The organism is Mesorhizobium sp. WSM4830 (genome assembly GCF_055811495.1).
Genome location: NZ_JBVVQI010000002.1, coordinates 236,403 through 252,788 on the forward strand (window position 1 = coordinate 236,403; position 16,386 = coordinate 252,788).

A 16,386-nucleotide genomic window follows, 5' to 3' on the forward strand; every position below is an offset into this window, starting at 1 on the left:
GCCCGCAACCGAAACCGACAGCACGACGGAGCACTGACCGGACGATGCCCAATCGCTTCGACATTTTCATCACCCGCCTCGAAACAAAAAGCGCCCGCGATGGTGCAGCATCACATCCCACAGACGACCAGCACCATGCCTCGCGTGACAAAAGCGAGATCAAGCCGGCCCGTTCCGGAGAGACCAGCGAAAAAGATCGCGCCAAACACCGCCACAAGCACGAGGCTTGATCCCCGCAGACCTTGGCGATCGGTCGAGACAGTTCTCGAAGCGCGGTTGCGAATGCTCCGCGATGTACCATTCAACCCAGATACTTCGAGACACGCGCCTCCAGCAGGCCCACCAGAGCCGGGTCCATGAATTCATAGTCGTCGGGAATATCGAGGCAGATTACTCGAGCCTTTTTCAGGCTTGTCTTGAATTTCTGCTGCAGTTTGGCGCGGTGCGGTTTTTCCATCACGAAGATGATGTCGGCCCAGGCGACGAGTTCATGCGTCAACGGAGTGTCGACATCGTGATTAGTGCCGGCCGAAGCGACCTCGATGTTCCGCCGCTTGGAAAACACCTGCTCCGCCGTCGGGCTGCGCAAGCGATTCTGGCTGCAGATGAAGAGAACGTTCTTCAACGTGCTATCTGGCCAAATCCGCCACGACCGCATCGAGCACGATCATGCCGGCCGGCGTGGCGCGCAGGCGGGCATTGCCGATCGGCGCCACCAGGCCTTCGTCCTGCAGCACCGACAGCCGTGCCGTCGACAGGCCGCGCCCTGAAAATGCCTCATAGCGGGAAAGGTCGATGCCTTCGGCCAGCCTCAGTCCCATCAGCAGGAACTCGTCGGCCTCTTCCGACCGTGTCAGGATCTCGCCGCCGGTAACGCCATGGCCCTTGGCCTCGACCAGATTGGCCCAGGTCTCCGGCATTTTCTCGGCGATCGTCACCACGCGCCGCCCGCTCTCGACGAAGCGGCCATGCGCACCGGGACCGACGCCGACATATTCGCCATAGCGCCAATAGGTGAGATTGTGCCGGCTTTCGGCGCCGGGCCTGGCGTGGTTGGAAATCTCGTAGGCCGGCAGTCCGTGCGCGGCGGTGATCTCCTGAGTTAACGCGTAGAGATCGGCGGCAACATCATTGTCTGGAATGATGAATTTCCTTGCCGCATGCAGTGCATGGAACGGCGTGCCTTCCTCGATGGTCAGCTGATAGAGCGACAGATGGTCTGCGGCGTGGCCGATCGCCTGCTCGAGTTCCGTCTGCCACGCTTTAAGCGTCTGGTCCGGCCGCGCGTAGATCAGGTCGAACGACAGCCGTGGGAATATCTCGCGCGCCAGGCCGATCGCATGAAGGGCCTCATCGACATTGTGCAAACGGCCGAGAAAGCGCAGATCCTTATCGTTCAGCGCCTGCACGCCAAGCGACACCCGGTTGATGCCCGCCGCGCGATAGCCGCGAAAGCGCTCGGCCTCGACCGACGAAGGATTGGCCTCCAGCGTCACCTCGATGCCGTCGGGCACCGTCCAGTTCTTCGCCACGGCATCCAGCACCGCCGCCACGGTCTGCGGCTTCATCAGCGACGGCGTGCCGCCGCCAAGAAAGATGCTGGTCACCTCGCGCGGCCCGGTGCGGCCGCGCATCGTCGCCAGCTCGGTCTCGAAGGCGCGGGCAAAACGCTCCTGGTCGACCGGCTGGTGGCGGACATGGCTGTTGAAGTCGCAATACGGGCATTTGGCCGCGCAGAACGGCCAGTGGACGTAGACGCCGAAACCAGGCCTGCGGTCGAGCAGCATGGTCATGCGGCGGCCAATCGGGCTTGAGCGAATTTCTGGAAGGCGCGGGCACGGTGCGACAATGCGGTTGGCTGGCCGGGCTTCCAGCCATGCTTTTCCTCCGCGCTCATCTCGCCGAAGGTCTTTTCGAACCCGTTGGGCAAGAACACCGGATCGTAGCCGAAGCCGAGCTCGCCGCGTGGCGGCCATACCAGCGTGCCCTCGACCTCACCGCGAAAATATTCTGCCTGGCCATCGGGAAAGGCCAGGCAGATGACCGCGACAAAGCGGCCCTTGCGCTGGGCAGGCGTGATCGCGCCAACTTCTTGCAAGGCCACTTCCGTGCGCTGCATGGCCATGCCGAAGTCGCGGGAGCCGTCCGGCGTCTCAGCCCAATTGGCGGTGTAGACGCCGGGTGCGCCGTCGAGCGCATCGACACACAGGCCGGAATCGTCCGACAGCGCCGGCAATCCAGTGGCCTTGGCGGCAGCCAAGGCTTTTATGAGGGCGTTCTGCTCGAAAGTGGTGCCGGTCTCGTCCGGCTCCGGCAAGCCGTATTCCTTTGCGGACTTCGCTTCTATGCCGAATGGCGCCATCAGATCGGCGAATTCCCGCAATTTGCCGGCGTTATGGCTGGCGACGACGATCTTATGCCCGTCAAGCGAGTGAACAGTTGGCGAATGAACAGCTGGCGAATGAACAGTCGGCGAATGCATCAGATGCCCCAGATTCTTGGCTCGGCGAATTCGATCGAATTGCCCGACGGGTCGCGAATATAGATCGAGCGGCCGCCCTGCGGCCATTCGAACTCGCTTTCGATGGCGATTTTCTTCGTCTCAAGATGCGCTTTCCAGCGTCGGATTTCATCCGCGCTTGCGGCGAAGCAAAGATGGCCCTCGCCGACCGCGCCATGCGGCGGTACTTTGAGCTTGGCGTCGGCCGGCGGCGGCACTTTGGTCGCCTCGGCATTGAAGATAAGCAGCACGCCGTCGCCGCAGCGGAAGAAGAGATGCCTGCCATCGACCTTGCCGAGCAGATCGAGCCCGAGCACGCCCGAATAGAACCGTTCCGCGGCAGCAAGGTCCGTCACGTAGAGTGCTGATTCCAGGATTGCGGAAGGAGTCACAGGATCGCCAATCTCATCAATATTGACCCCAGCTAAGCCACCGCCATTTGCTGCAAGCTGACCAGGCGCTGAATACCTTTCTTGGCGAGCTCCATCAACGCCGCGAACTGCTCTTCCGAGAACGGCTCGCCCTCGGCCGTGCCTTGGATCTCGACGATGCCGCCCTTGCCGGTCATGACGAAATTGGCGTCGGTGCCGGCCGAGGAATCCTCGATGTAGTCGAGATCGATGACCGGCTGGCCATCATGGATGCCGCAGGAGATCGCCGCGACGTGATCCTTCAGCACCTTGCCCAAGCTCGCCATCTGGCGGGCTTCCATCCAGCGCAGGCAGTCGTAGAGCGCCACCCAGCCGCCGGTGATCGAAGCGGTACGCGTGCCGCCGTCGGCCTGGATCACGTCGCAATCGACTGTGATCTGCTGCTCACCGAGCGCCTGCAGATCGACCACGGCGCGCAGGGAGCGGCCGATCAGCCGCTGGATCTCCAGCGTGCGGCCGCCTTGTTTGCCGGCCGAAGCCTCGCGGCGCATGCGCTCGCCGGTCGAACGCGGCAGCATGCCGTATTCCGCCGTCACCCAGCCCTTGCCGGAGTTGCGCATCCAGCCCGGCACCTTTTCCTCCAGGCTGGCCGTACACAGCACATGGGTGTCGCCGAACTTCACCAGGCACGAGCCTTCCGCATGCTTGGAGACGCCGCGCTCGAAGGAGATGGGGCGCATTTCGTCGAATTGGCGTTTGGAAGGGCGCATTCAGGCTTCTTTCTTTCTTCGGAATCTTGGCCGGGGAATCTTGGCCGGCTTGTAGCCGCACGGGGCGTGAGGCGCAAAGGAAAATGGACCGGTTGCGCCGCCGCCGTGGAAGTCTATATCTTCAGAGCGGAGGTTTTTGGCTCGAAATGACAAAGGCAGTCGATCCCGGTTTGCAGTCGCACGTGCTCCCGTCGCACGCGCTGCAATCGCCCGCGCTTCAATCGCTCGACATGCGTTCGCGCGACATCTTCCGGCGCATCGTCGATTCCTATTTGAGGGATGGCGAGCCGGTCGGTTCGCGCAGCTTGTCGCGCATCCTGCCGTCATCGCTGTCGCCGGCCACCATCCGCAACGTGATGAGCGACCTTGAGCATCTCGGCCTGATCTATGCGCCGCACATTTCGGCTGGCCGGCTGCCGACCCAGGCAGGCCTGCGCTTCTTCGTCGATGCTTTCATGGAACTTGGTGACCTCTCCGACGAGGAGCGCCGCACCATCGAGGCGCAGGTGCGCGCCTCCGGCTCGGGCGCGACGCTGGAGCATATGCTGACCGAGGCCAGCCAGATGCTGTCCGGCATGTCGCGCGGCGCTGGCCTCGTGCTCGCCGCCAAGAATGAGGTGGCGCTTAAGCACATCGAATTCATCCAGCTCGAGCCGACCAAGGCGCTGGCCGTGCTGGTCTCGCAGAACGGCGACGTCGAAAATCGCGTCATCGATCTGCCCGCCGGCATCACCATCTCGCAATTGCACGAAGCCTCCAACTTCCTCAACGCCCATATCCGCGGTCGCACCCTGGCCGAGGCGCGGGTCGAGATCGCCCGCATCAAGGAAGAGACCAGGGCAGCCCTCGACACGCTGTCGCAGGATCTGGTCGAGAAGGGCCTGGCGGTCTGGGCAGGCGCTGAAAGCGGCGTGCCTGGGCGGCTTATCGTGCGCGGCCGCGCCAATCTCCTGGAAAACGTCACTGCCCAGGCCGACATAGAGTTGCTGCGGCATCTGTTCGAGGATCTGGAGACGCAGGATGGGCTGATCCAGCTTCTCGACCTCGCCGAGGAAGGCCCGGGCGTGCGCATATTCATCGGTTCGGAAAACAAGCTGTTTTCGCTGTCGGGCTCCTCGCTGGTGGTGGCACCCTATCGCGACAAGGACGCGCGCGTCGTCGGTGCGCTCGGCGTCATCGGGCCGACGCGGCTGAATTATGCGCGCATAGTACCGATGGTCGACTATACCGCGCAGCTGATTTCGCGCATGCTGAGCTAGGAGCCGCCGCGGGCCTGCCGCAAGGAGGAGAAAAGAATGGCGCTGGAATCGTTCAAGGCCCAGATCAGTCTGCTGCTCGAAGAAATGATCAACCAGCCAGAGGATCAGCACGAGGTGCAAGAGCAGTTGCGCGAGAAGCTGCAAGAGATGCGGGCGATGGGCTTGCCGCTGCCGGCCGATCTGGTCGCGCTGGAAAAGCGCCTCGACGACGACTTTTACGCCTCTGGCAACTGAACGGGTTCGGCTTCAAATCCTCGTGTGCTGGACGACCGCTTGGAACGATCAATACCTGATGCCGTTTGCCCTGTTCGAGGCGAATCCCGGAGGACGTTGATGATCCGATCTGGCGGCTTTGCGGCCGTTGCCGCTGCCCTCCTTGTTGCGACACCGGCAGCCGCCCAGCAGGCGGACCAGAATGTGCTCAAAGGCGAAGCCGCGTTCGGCGATTGGCACGCCGACAGGCCTGGCGTCCGCCGCCTGATCGGGCCGCAAGACATGCCGGCAGCCGACCCCGCCCAATCCGCTTCGAACGGCGCCGGCGTGGCGGAACGGCCCGAAAGCGCCAAGCCAGAATTGCCGCCGGGCTTTTCGGCCGAAATGATCGCATCCGGCATCGTCAATCCACGTGTCGTGCGCGTCGCTCCGAATGGCGACCTGTTTGTTGCCAACAGCCATGCCGACCAAATACGCGTCTATCGTCTCGCCGAGGGCAGCGCCAAGCCCATCGAGAAAGCGATCTTCGCCAAGGGGCTCAATTATCCCTACGGCATCGCCTTCTATCCGCCAGGAGACAAACCGCAATGGGTTTATGTCGCCAACAGCGACAGCATCGTCCGCTTCCCCTATCGCGATGGCGACCTGAAGACATCCGGCAAACCAGAAACCATTGTCGCCAAAATCCCGTCGGGCGGTCATACGACCCGCGACATCGCCTTCTCGCAGGACGGCAAAACGCTTTATTTGTCGGTTGGCTCCGCCTCGAACGTCGCCGAGGACATAGGCAAGGAGCCGGATAGCGGCCTCGACGCCTGGGCGAAATCAAAGCCGCTCGGGGCGGCCTGGGGCTCCGAGGACGGCCGTGCCGACGTGCTCGCCTTCGATCCGGATGGGAAAAATCCCCGAACGGTCGCCACCGGCCTGCGCAACTGTACGGGCATGACCGTGCAGCCCGCCACCGGCGCATTGTGGTGCGTCGTCAATGAGCGCGACGAACTCGGCGACAACGTGCCGTTCGAATTTGCAACTGCGGTCAAGGACGGCGGATTCTATGGTTGGCCTTGGTACTACATCGGCAATAACGAGGATCCGCGCCATCAGGGCGAGCGGCCAGACCTCGCCAGCAAGGCCACTGTCCCCGATGTACTGATGCAGGCGCATTCGGCGCCGATGAACATGGCCTTCTACGACGGCAAGAACTTTCCGGCGGATTATCAGGGTGACGCTTTCCTCACCATGCATGGTTCGTGGAACCGTGGCGCCAGGACCGGCTACAAGGTGGTGAGGCTCAAATTCAGGGATGGCAAGCCGACCGGCGAATATGAGGACTTCATGACCGGCTTCGTCATCTCGAACGACGCCGTCTGGGGCCGCCCGGTCGGTGTCGCGATGGCCAAGGACGGCTCGCTGATCGTCACAGAGGACGGTAACGGCACCATCTGGCGCGTTACCTACGAAGACGGCCGCTCCTGAACGGCGGTGTCGCCTGCTGCGCTGGCGCAATCGAATCCGGCCCGAGGGAATTCACCCAACTTCAACATTGTGCGACAAGCGCGAATCATGACGCTCACCGGGTTCCTCGCCTACAGCGCCGCCCTCGGCATCGCCGCAGCCATCCCCGGCCCAGGCGTCACCGCGCTTGTTGCGCGTGCGCTGGGTTCCGGCTTCCGCTCGTCGCTGGCCATGTCGTTCGGGCTGATGCTCGGCGACCTGACCTATCTCACTGCCGTGGTGCTCGGCCTGGCTTTCGTCGCACAAACCTTCGGCATGGTCTTCCTGGCCATCAAATGGCTGGGCGTCGCCTACCTCGCTTTTCTTGGCTGGCGTTTCTGGACGAGCGGCATCACGCCGGAGACGGTAGAGGCGAAAAAAGGCAAGGGCGGCTTGGCATCCAGCTTCGTAGCCGGCCTCGCGGTCACGCTCGGCAATCCGAAGACGATGATCTTCTATCTCGCCATCACCCCGACCATCGTCGATCTGAAGACGATCACGCTGGCCGATTACGGCATCCTCGTCGCGATCACGATCGTCGTCCTGCTCGTGGTGCTGGTGCCCTATCTGGCGCTGGCGGCCAAGGCGCGATGGTTCCTGAAGTCGCCGCGGGCGCTGAGGGCACTCAACCGCACCGCCGCCGGCTTCATGGTCGGTGCGGCGGCGGCAATTGCCGCCCGCCAATAGATCTCTTTCGCCAATCCGCCCAAGGATTGCCACGCCTTGCAAGGGCGGGGGTATTCAGCACGAACTTCACTCGGATATTTTCGATCGACAGCCTATCTTGCGCGGTGGATGGCTCTATCCTATGCCCGCCCCGACTCTTGCCGCTTGACCTTTGGGAGGAAAATCAATGAACAAGCCCGCCACCCCCACACACGTGCCCGGCCGCGGCCGCATCTACAATTCGATCACCGAGACGATCGGTGACACGCCGCTGGTGCGGCTTGATAAATTCGCCAGGGAGAAGGGTGTCGTCGCCAATCTGCTGGCCAAGCTCGAATTCTTCAACCCGATCGCCTCGGTCAAGGACCGCATCGGCGTTTCGATGATCGAGGCATTGGAGGCTTCGGGCAGGATCACGCCCGGCAAGACCACCCTGATCGAGCCGACCTCGGGCAATACCGGCATCGCGCTCGCCTTTGCCGCCGCCGCCAAGGGCTACAAGCTGATCCTGACCATGCCGGAAACCATGTCCGTCGAACGCCGCAAGATGCTGGCGCTGCTCGGTGCCGAACTGGTGCTGACCGAGGGGCCGAAAGGCATGAAGGGCGCCATCGCCAAGGCGGACGAGCTGGCGGCAACGCTGCCCGACGCTGTCATTCCGCAGCAATTCGAAAACCCGGCCAATCCGGAAATCCATCGCCGCACCACGGCCGAGGAAATCTGGAACGACACCCATGGCGAAGTCGATATCTTCGTTGCCGGCATCGGGACCGGCGGCACCATCACCGGCGTCGGCCAGGTGCTCAAGAAGCGCAAGCCCTCGGTGCATGTCGTCGCCGTCGAACCGGAAGCTTCGCCGGTGCTGTCGGGCGGCCAGCCAGGCCCGCACAAGATCCAGGGCATCGGCGCCGGCTTCGCGCCAAAAATCCTCGACACGACGATCTATGACGAGATCGTCAAGGTCTCGAACGAGGATTCGGTTGCCAATGCACGGCTCGTCGCTCGGCTCGAAGGTGTGCCGGTCGGCATCTCGTCGGGTGCCGCCCTGCAAGCGGCGATCGTCGTCGGCTCGCGGCCCGAGAACAAGGGCAAGAACCTCGTCGTCGTCATCCCCTCCTTCGCCGAGCGCTATCTCTCGACGATCCTGTTCGAGGGATTGGGCGCTTAGACACGAGCGTTTTTGACCGGTTCGTAGCGATCCTTCGCGATTCCCTCCGGCATCAAACGTTCTGTATCAACGCTTCGGCGTGGACCGCTGAAAAACCACCTGTGGCGGGCGTCGTTCGCTTTGAGCGGCGGGTCACTTCCGTATCAAATCGTCGCTGCCTGGCGGAGGACTTCATGTACAAGCTCTATACGCGTGCCAATACCGGCGGCTTTGTCGTCGAGGCGGCGCTCGCTTTGGCGGGTGTGCCTTTCGACCGGATCGACGTTCCGAAGGGCCGACCCGACCAGGCCTTTCTCGATATCAGCCCCTTGAACCAGGTGCCGGTCCTGATCTTGCCGGATGGACGCTCGATGACCGAATCGGCGGCAATCTGCGTCCTGCTCGCCGAACGCCACCCGGAAGCAACTCTAGCGCCGGCAGCGAACACACCTGACCGTGCGGATTTCCTGCGCTGGATGTTTTTCATGTCCTCCGTCATTTATCCAGCCAACCTGCGGTTCTTCTACGCTGCTCGCTACACCGCTGACGCCAGCTGCGTGGACGCCGTCAAACAGGCGGCGGTCTCGGAAATGGATCGCAGCTTCGCCGTTCTCGATGCCGCCCTCGAAGGCCGGGACTGGCTGGCCGGCGACCGGCTCTCGCTGGCCGACATCTATCTCGTCATGTTGGTGGCCTGGCATACGGAGGTCGCGACGGTTCCAACCGCTTGGCCGAACATCGAACGCCTGTGGGCCAATTTGCGGGAACATCGGGTGATAAAGAGGCTGAATGCTTCCCATGACATGTGGCCGGCCTAAGCACTCCGCCTTGTCTCAGTGTCTTTCCGCATGGCCGAGCCCTGCCCGTCGCTCCTGCAGGAACCGGCGCACGGCCGGATCGCGTTCGAGGCCGATAGCCCGGTCATAGGCCTCGCTCGCTTGCGGAACTTTGCCGAGTCTGGCCAGCAGGCCCGCGCGGGCGGCCCAGTAAGGTTGATAGTCATACAGCCGCTTGTCGCCGCTGAGTTGGTCAAGCGCGCCCAATCCTGCCGAAGCGCCTTCGGCCTCGGCAATCGCCACTGCACGGTTGATCGACACCACCGGCGAACCGGCAATCACCGACAGCGCGTCGTAGAGCTCCTTGATCGCGACCCAGTCGGTACAACCGGTCAGCCGCCGCGTCGTATGGGCGGACTGCACGGCGGCCTCGAGCTGATAGCGGCCGACAACGCCCTTGGCCGCCGCGCGCCCGAGCAGCGCCTCCGCTTCATCGATCAGGGTGTCGTCCCACAATGCAAGATCCTGCTCGGCCAGCGGCACATAGTCACCCGCCGCATCGCGCCGGGCTGCACGCCGCGCCTCGGCGAACAGCATCAGCGCCAGCAGGCCGAGTGCTTCCGGCTCATCCGGCATCAGCGAGGCGACCAGCCGGCCGAGCCAGATGCCTTCGGTTGCGAGATTGCGGCGCCGCGTTTCGGTGCCGGCCGGGTCGGACCAACCTTCGGCGAACGCCGCGTAGATTGCTTCCAGAACGGTGCCCAGCCGCTCACGGAGCTCGGCCCGCTCCGGCACGCGGAACGGAATGCCTGTCTCGCGAATTCGCGTCTTGGCGCGCACCAGGCGCTGGCTCATCGTGGCTGGCGAGATCAGAAAAGCCGAGGCGATCGTCGCTGCGTCGAAGCCCAGGACCGTCTGCAGGATCAGCGGTGCTCGCACGCCGGCCTCGATTGCCGGATGGGCGCAGGCAAACATCAGCCTGAGCCGCTCGTCCGGCAGGTCTTCGTCGGCCACGCGTGCCTCCATCTCCTCGGCGATCAGCCTGAGGTGGTCGCGGGCCGCCTCGCTTGTCAGTCGCCGTCTGACAGCGTCGACGCGGCGCTTGCGTGCCACTGCCAGCAGCCAGGCTTCCGGCTTGTCGGGCACGCCCGCCTGTGGCCAACGCTCGAGCGCCGCTGCAAAGGCATCGGCCAAGGCGTCCTCGGCAGCGGCCACGTCGCGTGTGCGCGCGGCGAGATAGGCGACCAGCTTGCCGTAGCTTTGCCGGGCGGCCGCTTCCGCCGCCGCCTCTGCACTATCGGGCTGTTCAGCCATCACATGGTCATTTCTCAGATAGGTACTCAGTCAATTCCCAGATCGGCCGCACCTCGATCGTGCCGGTGCTGGCGCCTGGGCAGCGCGCCGCCCAGGCGATTGCCGCGTCGGCGTCCTCAGCGTCGATCATGTAAAAACCGGCGAGCTGTTCCTTGGTGTCGGCATAGGGGCCGTCGAGCACATTGGTCTTGCCGTTGGCCATCCGCACCGAGGTGGCGGCTTGGGTCGGCTTCAGCCGGTCGCCGGCGAGCCACGCGCCGGATTTCTTCAACGCTTCGGTATACGCGCCATACGCGGCGCTGATCTCGTAGGTCTTGTCGCTCGGCGTGGTGGCCATCGAGGCTTCGTCGTTGTAAATCAAAAGCATATATCGCATCGTCTTCTCCCGTTTCTAAGGCCGCATCGTTGCGAGCCGGACGTATGTCGCGCGGCTCTGCCCGATTTCGACAGGCGCTGGAAAAATCTTTCGGCCGCGATGCGACCTCGCGCAAGCGCCGATGTGCTGGGGCACTGCTTAGCCGTTCGTCTAATCGCTGCTTATTGCGGGTTGGCATTTCCCGCCCGCTGTCTAAACTCGCCTCGCTTCGTGCCGCAGAGGAGGGCACGGCGGCGAATTTTCAGGGAGGAAATCGCATGCTCAATTTCAGGACGAAATTTGTTGCAGCCGGCGTGCTGTCGCTGTCGCTTGGCCTTGGCGCGGTATCGGCCAAGGCACAGGAATTCATCAACGTGCTGACCGGCGGCACGTCCGGCGTCTACTATCCGCTCGGCGTCACGCTATCGGAAATCTATGGCAAGGGCATCGAAGGCGCGCGCACCCAGGTGCAGGCGACGAAAGCGTCGGTCGAAAACCTCAACCTGCTGCAGCAAGGCAAGGGCGAGATCGCCTTTGCGCTCGGCGATTCCGTCAAGCTGGCCGCCGAAGGCAATACCGAAGCCGGCTTCCCAGGCAAGCTCGACAAGCTGCGCGGCATCGCCGCCATCTATCCCAACTACATCCAGATCGTCGCCAGCAAGGAATCCGGCATCAAGACGCTCGCCGATCTCAAGGGCAAGAGCTTGTCGGTCGGCGCGCCGGCCTCAGGCACCGAGCTCAACGCCCGCACGATATTTGCCGCTGCCGGGCTGAAATACGAAGACCTCGGGCGGATCGAATATCTGCCCTTCGCCGAATCGGTGGAGCTGATCAAGAACCGCCAGCTCGACGCCACGCTGCAATCGGCTGGCCTTGGGGTCGCGTCGATCCGTGATCTCGCCACCTCGGTGCCGGTGAACATCGTTGCCGTGCCGGCGGAGGACGTCGCCAAGATCGGCTCGCCCTATCTGTCCGTGGTCATCCCCAAGGGCACCTATGAGGGCCAGACCGAGGATGTCGCGACCGCCGCCGTCGGCAATTTCCTGATCACCAGCGCCGATGTCTCCGACGAGACCGCCTACCAGATGACCAAATTGCTGTTCGAGCATCTCGACCAGCTCACCGCTGCCCACGCCGCCGCCAAGGCGATCGACCCGGCCAAGGCGCTCGACGGCATGCCGGTGCCGCTGCATCCAGGCGCCGAGAGGTATTACAAGGAAAAGGGATTGGTGAAGTAAGGAGCCATCCCTCCCCCTTTGAGGAGAAGGTGGACAGCTGCCGCAGGCGGATGGATGGGTACAGTCGGTTGAGGCCGCGCACTGCCGCATCGACCCCACCCGCCTCGCTTCGCTGGAGCGCGCCCCGCCAGGAACCCGCTAATGACCGCAACCCCGACCGTTCTTTCCCCCACAGCGGAAGCTCCTGTCGAAGGATTGCCGCCGGGCTTCGGCGAAGGCATCGCCGGCAAGGCGGCTTTTTTTATCGCCATCGCCTTCTCCATCTTCCAGATCTACATCGCCGCCTATGGCAGCCTGCCGAGCCAGGTCGTACGCGCCATGCATGTCGGCTTCCTGCTGCTGCTCGGCTTTGCCCTAATCGCCAATCTGCGCGCCAAAAGCGTCCCGGCGAAAGCAGTGTTCTGGACGCTCGGCGTGCTTGGCTTCGCCACCGGTCTGTACAATTGGGTGTTCTATGCCGACCTCATCCGCCGCTCCGGCTTCCTCACCACGCCTGACCTGATCGTCGGCGCGGTGCTGGTCGTGCTGGTTTTCGAGGCGGCGCGGCGGTTGATGGGGCTGCCGCTCGCGGTCATTGCCTTCATCTTCCTTGCCTATTGCTTTGTCGGCAATCATTTGCCGCCGCCCTTCATCCATCGCGGCTATGATTTCTCCCAGCTCGTCGACACCTTCGCTTTTGGCACCGAAGGCATTTACGGCACGCCGATCTATGTCTCGGCCGCCTACATCTTCATCTTCGTCGTCTTCGCCGCGTTTCTTGAACGCGCCGGCATGATCGCGCTGTTCAACGATTTTGCGCTTGGCCTGGTCGGCTCATGGCGCGGCGGCCCGGCGCAGGTCTGCGTGCTGTCCTCGGCGCTGATGGGCACGATTTCCGGCTCCGGCGTCGCCAATGTCGTGGCCAGCGGCCAGTTCACCATCCCGCTGATGAAGCGCTTCGGCTTCCGCTCGGCGTTCGCCGGCGCCGTCGAGGCGACCTCTTCGATGGGCGGCCAGATCATGCCGCCGGTGATGGGCGCGGTTGCCTTTATCATGGCCGAGACCCTGAACATCCCCTATGCCGCGGTGGTCAAGGCGGCGATCATTCCGGCGCTGCTCTATTTCGGCGCCTGTTTCTGGCAGGTGCACCTGGAAGCCGGCAAGGCCGGCCTGCACGGCATGGCCAAGGCCGACCTGCCCAATCCGTGGGATGCGGTGAGACAACATTGGCCGCTGGTACTGCCTCTCGCAGCACTGATCTACCTGCTGTTTGCCGGCTACACACCGGTATTCGCCGGCACCATGGGCCTGGCGCTGACCATTGTGCTCATCCTCGGCACGCCGCTTGCGGCATCGATCGGGCCGCTCGCCTTCCGCATCGTCTTCTGGCTGGCGCTCGGGCTTGCCGCGGCTTCCTTCATGAAATTCGGCGTCAACATCCTCAGCCTGGTCATCGCCGTGCTGGTTGTCGCCTGCCTCACTTTCAAAGGCGGGCGCGAGACGCTGCGCATATGCGTGGATTCCCTTGCCGAGGGAGCAAAGAACGCGCTGCCGGTCGGCATTGCCTGCGCCATTGTCGGCATCGTCATCGGCACATTGACGCTCACCGGCATCGCCTCGACCTTCATCGGCTGGATCATCTCGATCGGCGAGAACAATCTGTTCCTGTCGCTGCTTTTGACCATGCTCACCTGCCTGGTGCTCGGCATGGGCATACCGACCATTCCCAACTACATCATCACTTCGTCGCTGGCCGGGCCGGCGCTGCTGTCGCTCGGCGTGCCGTTGGTGGTCAGCCATATGTTCGTCTTCTATTTCGGCATCATGGCCGATCTCACCCCGCCTGTGGCGCTGGCCGCCTTCGCCGCCGCACCCATGGCCAAGGAAAGCGGCCTCAAGATCGGCATCCAGGCCACCAAGCTTGCCATTGCCGGCTTCGTGGTGCCGTTCATGGCGGTCTATACCCCGGCGCTGATGCTGCAGGACCCCGGCCCGATCGCCGCCCAGTTCGGCTATCCCGTCGAGGTGGCTTATATCGTCACCAAAGCCTGCATGGGTATCGTCCTGTGGGGCGCCGCCGCCGTCGGCTTTCTCGCCCGGCGCATGGCCTGGTGGGAACGCCTCGTCGCCTTCGCCGCCGGCGTGCTGCTGGTTGCGGCACTGCCGCTCACCGACGAGGCGGGCTGGGCGCTGTCTGTTGCCTGGATCGGCTGGCACTGCTGGCGCGCACGGCAGGCTTCGCTGGCCAGCTCGGCATGAGCCTCTGCATCGTCGCGGCCGGCAAGACGGTGACGCTCGCGGTCGCTGCCTTCACGCTGTCCTGGGTGCATTCGGTGGAGAAGACCCAGTGGCAGGAAGACTGGAAGGTGCTGCCGTCCGGCCTGGAGCTCGTCGAGGCCCGCATCAAGGGATCGGGCGCCGGGATGGAGCCGCCGCAAGGCTCGGCACTGCGCGACGGCTGGTGGGTCTATTCGCCCAAGGTCGGGCCACAGCGGCGCCTGGTGCTCGCCGCCTCGGGCGCCACGGGTCAGGGCTGGACGCTGTGCACGGCGCAGGACTGCCGCGAACTTGGCAAGGTGGCAGGCGACACGATCTCGCTGGAGCCGTGCCGGCAGGAGGGCTCCAGCCAGCCGCGGTAGCGGGCGATCATGCCGGCAAGCGGATGCGAGATCTCGACATGGAAGCGGAAGCGGCCATCCTCCACCGTTTCGTGGGAAGTCGAGCGTGGACCGAGCCACATCGGAAGCGGCAGGCCAAAAAAGCTCCAGCGGCGCAAGACCAGCGCCAGCCGGCCGTCCTCGGCAACCAGTGCCATCGCGAAGGTCAGCGGGCCGAAGCGCTCGCACAGCAGGCGCTGCGATCGACCCCGGCCTGCGAACTGTAGGCTCGAAAAACTGTGCTTGCCGAACGTCCGCGTCCAGGTTTCGCCGTTCTTGTCGGTATCAAAGCGGACATGAACCGGAATGTCCTCGCTTGCCCCGGGGAAGCCGACCATCCAGGCCATTAGCCGGCCAAGAACATTGCGCCCGCGTTCGACACGCGCGCGGCCTGCGGCCGTGATCGTACGGTCATGCATTGACCGAATTGCCTCGGGAAGGCCTTGCCAGGCATTGCCGAGCAGCTCGGCATAAAGCGGCTTGTCCTCGTCCGCGGCCCCGTTCCTGAAGCCGGTGTAGATCGTCCGCCCGGCGAACAGGGCCTCGTAATCCCGGAGCTCCAAATCGCGCACCGCCGCCCGTGCGCCCGGCGCCGGTTGTTGTCCGGCCAGCGCTTTGCGGACCAGTGCTTCGACCGCCATCGACGGGATCAGCGGCCCGTCATTGCCCTCGGCCAAGAGATGCCACGAGCGCTTGACGATGGCGCCCGCCTGGTCCGATCCCTCCACCTCGACGAACATGCCGCCGCGATGCTCGCCCCAGCGCAGCCGGTTCGTTGCCTGATGCATCAGCGGCGCCAGCGGCAAAAGCGAACCGATCAATCCGGCGCGCACCAGCCAGGCGAGGCCGATCAGGGCGCGGTGAAGCACTTCGGGTACCGGCCCGGCTCCCATCCAGATGGTCCTCGCCTCCGGCCAAAGTTCGGCCAAGGCGCGCAGGTCGGGAACGTCGACAAGCGAAAACAGCGTGTTTCGAAGCGGCAGCCGGCCAGGCGGCGCGATAGTGTAGCGCAGTTGTTCGGTGAACGGACGGCCTTGTTCGGGACGGCCGTTGCGAACAAGCCGCACCGGCTGACCGGCATAACCGGCGATAGCGCGAATGACGTTCCCGTCGACACCGGCAAAGGCCGAAGGCGCGATGCCGCCGCGAATGCCGTCGACCCGCGTCAGGTCCGAAGACAGGCGGCGCACCACCGCCGCCGTCAGCACCGGAAAGCTCGAGACGCCGGACAGCAGGAAGACGCCGGCGTTTCGCGCAGCCTCGTCGAACGCAGAGACACCGGCGACGAAATCTGAGCCGTCGGCTAGATCGAGATAGTTGATGCGCCGGGCGATGCAGGCCTCGATCAGGCGATAGCGTCCCTCGCCATAGGCCTGGAACGGACCGCTCGCGTCGACTACAATATCGGGCTCAAATGCAGCGAGTTGCGCGGCAAGATCGCCGTCACGGTCGAACAGTGCCGGCACCAGCTGGGCTGCTGTCGGGGCACGCTTCTTGCAATACGCGTCAGCCTTGGCGAACGAGCGCCCGGCGACGACGAGGATCAGACGCGGCTCGCCCTCCAGAAGCTCGACGGTGCGACCGCCAAAGGTGCCATAGCCGCCGACGACAAGAACCTTCATCCGCAGTTCCCCCAAAATGCCCCGC

At 64.0% G+C, this 16,386-nt stretch carries 18 protein-coding genes; 10 read left to right on the forward strand and 8 right to left on the reverse strand.

Annotated elements, in window-relative coordinates; all coding sequences use genetic code 11:
* Positions 1 to 44: 44 nt before the first annotated feature.
* Entirely contained in the window at positions 45 to 230 is a 186-nt protein-coding gene (locus AC0L2Y_RS03980; RefSeq protein WP_352491204.1) for a hypothetical protein, read from the forward strand.
* A 71-nt stretch (positions 231 to 301) separates the two neighbouring features.
* On the opposite strand, the gene AC0L2Y_RS03985 is transcribed toward AC0L2Y_RS03980, so the two are convergent.
* Genes AC0L2Y_RS03985 through rph form a run of 5 tightly spaced genes read right to left on the reverse strand, consistent with a single transcriptional unit; the run spans position 302 to position 3,641 of the window.
* Positions 302 to 625: a low molecular weight protein tyrosine phosphatase family protein gene (locus AC0L2Y_RS03985; protein ID WP_473553975.1), complete on the reverse strand. Its 324-nt coding sequence runs from the start codon at positions 623 to 625 to the stop codon at positions 302 to 304.
* Positions 626 to 629: 4 nt separating this feature from the next.
* Positions 630 to 1,793 carry a radical SAM family heme chaperone HemW gene (gene hemW / locus AC0L2Y_RS03990; RefSeq protein WP_473553977.1) on the reverse strand — a complete coding sequence of 388 codons (1,164 nt, stop codon included), beginning with the start codon at positions 1,791 to 1,793 and terminating at the stop codon, positions 630 to 632.
* Positions 1,790 to 2,482 carry an RdgB/HAM1 family non-canonical purine NTP pyrophosphatase gene (rdgB, locus tag AC0L2Y_RS03995; protein ID WP_473553978.1) on the reverse strand — a complete coding sequence of 231 codons (693 nt, stop codon included), beginning with the start codon at positions 2,480 to 2,482 and terminating at the stop codon, positions 1,790 to 1,792. The genes hemW and rdgB overlap by 4 nt, the downstream gene beginning before the upstream one ends.
* Positions 2,482 to 2,892: a VOC family protein gene (locus AC0L2Y_RS04000; protein WP_352491200.1), complete on the reverse strand. Its 411-nt coding sequence runs from the start codon at positions 2,890 to 2,892 to the stop codon at positions 2,482 to 2,484. The genes rdgB and AC0L2Y_RS04000 overlap by 1 nt, the downstream gene beginning before the upstream one ends.
* Positions 2,893 to 2,924: 32 nt before the next feature.
* On the reverse strand, positions 2,925 to 3,641 hold the full coding sequence (rph, locus tag AC0L2Y_RS04005) for a ribonuclease PH (protein WP_352491199.1): 717 nt from the start codon (positions 3,639 to 3,641) through the stop codon (positions 2,925 to 2,927).
* 146 nt (positions 3,642 to 3,787) lie between these two features.
* Between rph and hrcA the strand changes: the two genes are divergently transcribed.
* From hrcA to AC0L2Y_RS04035, 6 genes are all read left to right on the forward strand, one after another.
* Positions 3,788 to 4,900, forward strand: coding sequence for a heat-inducible transcriptional repressor HrcA (hrcA, locus tag AC0L2Y_RS04010; RefSeq protein WP_473553980.1), 1,113 nt, complete (start codon positions 3,788 to 3,790; stop codon positions 4,898 to 4,900).
* A gap of 36 nt (positions 4,901 to 4,936) precedes the next feature.
* The gene (locus AC0L2Y_RS04015; protein ID WP_023678983.1) at positions 4,937 to 5,134 is read left to right on the forward strand and encodes a hypothetical protein; all 198 of its coding nucleotides are present in this window, start codon (positions 4,937 to 4,939) and stop codon (positions 5,132 to 5,134) included.
* Between the two features lie 99 nt (positions 5,135 to 5,233).
* Positions 5,234 to 6,589, forward strand: coding sequence for a PQQ-dependent sugar dehydrogenase (locus tag AC0L2Y_RS04020; RefSeq protein ID WP_473553982.1), 1,356 nt, complete (start codon positions 5,234 to 5,236; stop codon positions 6,587 to 6,589).
* An 87-nt stretch (positions 6,590 to 6,676) separates the two neighbouring features.
* Complete coding sequence (locus tag AC0L2Y_RS04025; protein WP_473553983.1) at positions 6,677 to 7,294, forward strand: LysE family translocator; 618 nt, start codon at positions 6,677 to 6,679, stop codon at positions 7,292 to 7,294.
* Positions 7,295 to 7,460: 166 nt separating this feature from the next.
* The gene (cysK, locus tag AC0L2Y_RS04030) at positions 7,461 to 8,441 is read left to right on the forward strand and encodes a cysteine synthase A (RefSeq protein ID WP_023718844.1); all 981 of its coding nucleotides are present in this window, start codon (positions 7,461 to 7,463) and stop codon (positions 8,439 to 8,441) included.
* A 173-nt stretch (positions 8,442 to 8,614) separates the two neighbouring features.
* Complete coding sequence (locus tag AC0L2Y_RS04035; protein WP_473553984.1) at positions 8,615 to 9,238, forward strand: glutathione S-transferase family protein; 624 nt, start codon at positions 8,615 to 8,617, stop codon at positions 9,236 to 9,238.
* A 15-nt stretch (positions 9,239 to 9,253) separates the two neighbouring features.
* Here the strand turns inward: AC0L2Y_RS04035 and AC0L2Y_RS04040 are convergent, their stop codons facing one another.
* Positions 9,254 to 10,510 carry an RNA polymerase sigma factor gene (locus tag AC0L2Y_RS04040; protein ID WP_473553986.1) on the reverse strand — a complete coding sequence of 419 codons (1,257 nt, stop codon included), beginning with the start codon at positions 10,508 to 10,510 and terminating at the stop codon, positions 9,254 to 9,256.
* 7 nt (positions 10,511 to 10,517) lie between these two features.
* A complete protein-coding gene (locus AC0L2Y_RS04045) occupies positions 10,518 to 10,886 on the reverse strand; it encodes a YciI family protein (protein WP_473553988.1) in 369 nt (122 codons plus the stop codon).
* A 257-nt stretch (positions 10,887 to 11,143) separates the two neighbouring features.
* On the opposite strand from AC0L2Y_RS04045, the gene AC0L2Y_RS04050 reads away from it, so the two are divergent.
* From AC0L2Y_RS04050 to AC0L2Y_RS04060, 3 genes are all read left to right on the forward strand, one after another.
* Entirely contained in the window at positions 11,144 to 12,103 is a 960-nt protein-coding gene (locus tag AC0L2Y_RS04050; RefSeq protein WP_352491194.1) for a TAXI family TRAP transporter solute-binding subunit, read from the forward strand.
* 141 nt (positions 12,104 to 12,244) lie between these two features.
* The gene (locus tag AC0L2Y_RS04055; protein WP_473553990.1) at positions 12,245 to 14,341 is read left to right on the forward strand and encodes a TRAP transporter permease; all 2,097 of its coding nucleotides are present in this window, start codon (positions 12,245 to 12,247) and stop codon (positions 14,339 to 14,341) included.
* Positions 14,338 to 14,721, forward strand: a complete 384-nt coding sequence (locus tag AC0L2Y_RS04060; RefSeq protein ID WP_473553991.1) for a DUF1850 domain-containing protein — start codon at positions 14,338 to 14,340, stop codon at positions 14,719 to 14,721. Before AC0L2Y_RS04055 ends, AC0L2Y_RS04060 begins: the two co-directional genes overlap by 4 nt.
* On the opposite strand, the gene AC0L2Y_RS04065 is transcribed toward AC0L2Y_RS04060, so the two are convergent.
* A complete protein-coding gene (locus AC0L2Y_RS04065) occupies positions 14,610 to 16,361 on the reverse strand; it encodes a DUF4166 domain-containing protein (protein WP_473553993.1) in 1,752 nt (583 codons plus the stop codon). The genes AC0L2Y_RS04060 and AC0L2Y_RS04065 overlap by 112 nt on opposite strands.
* Between the last annotated feature and the right edge of the window lie 25 nt (positions 16,362 to 16,386).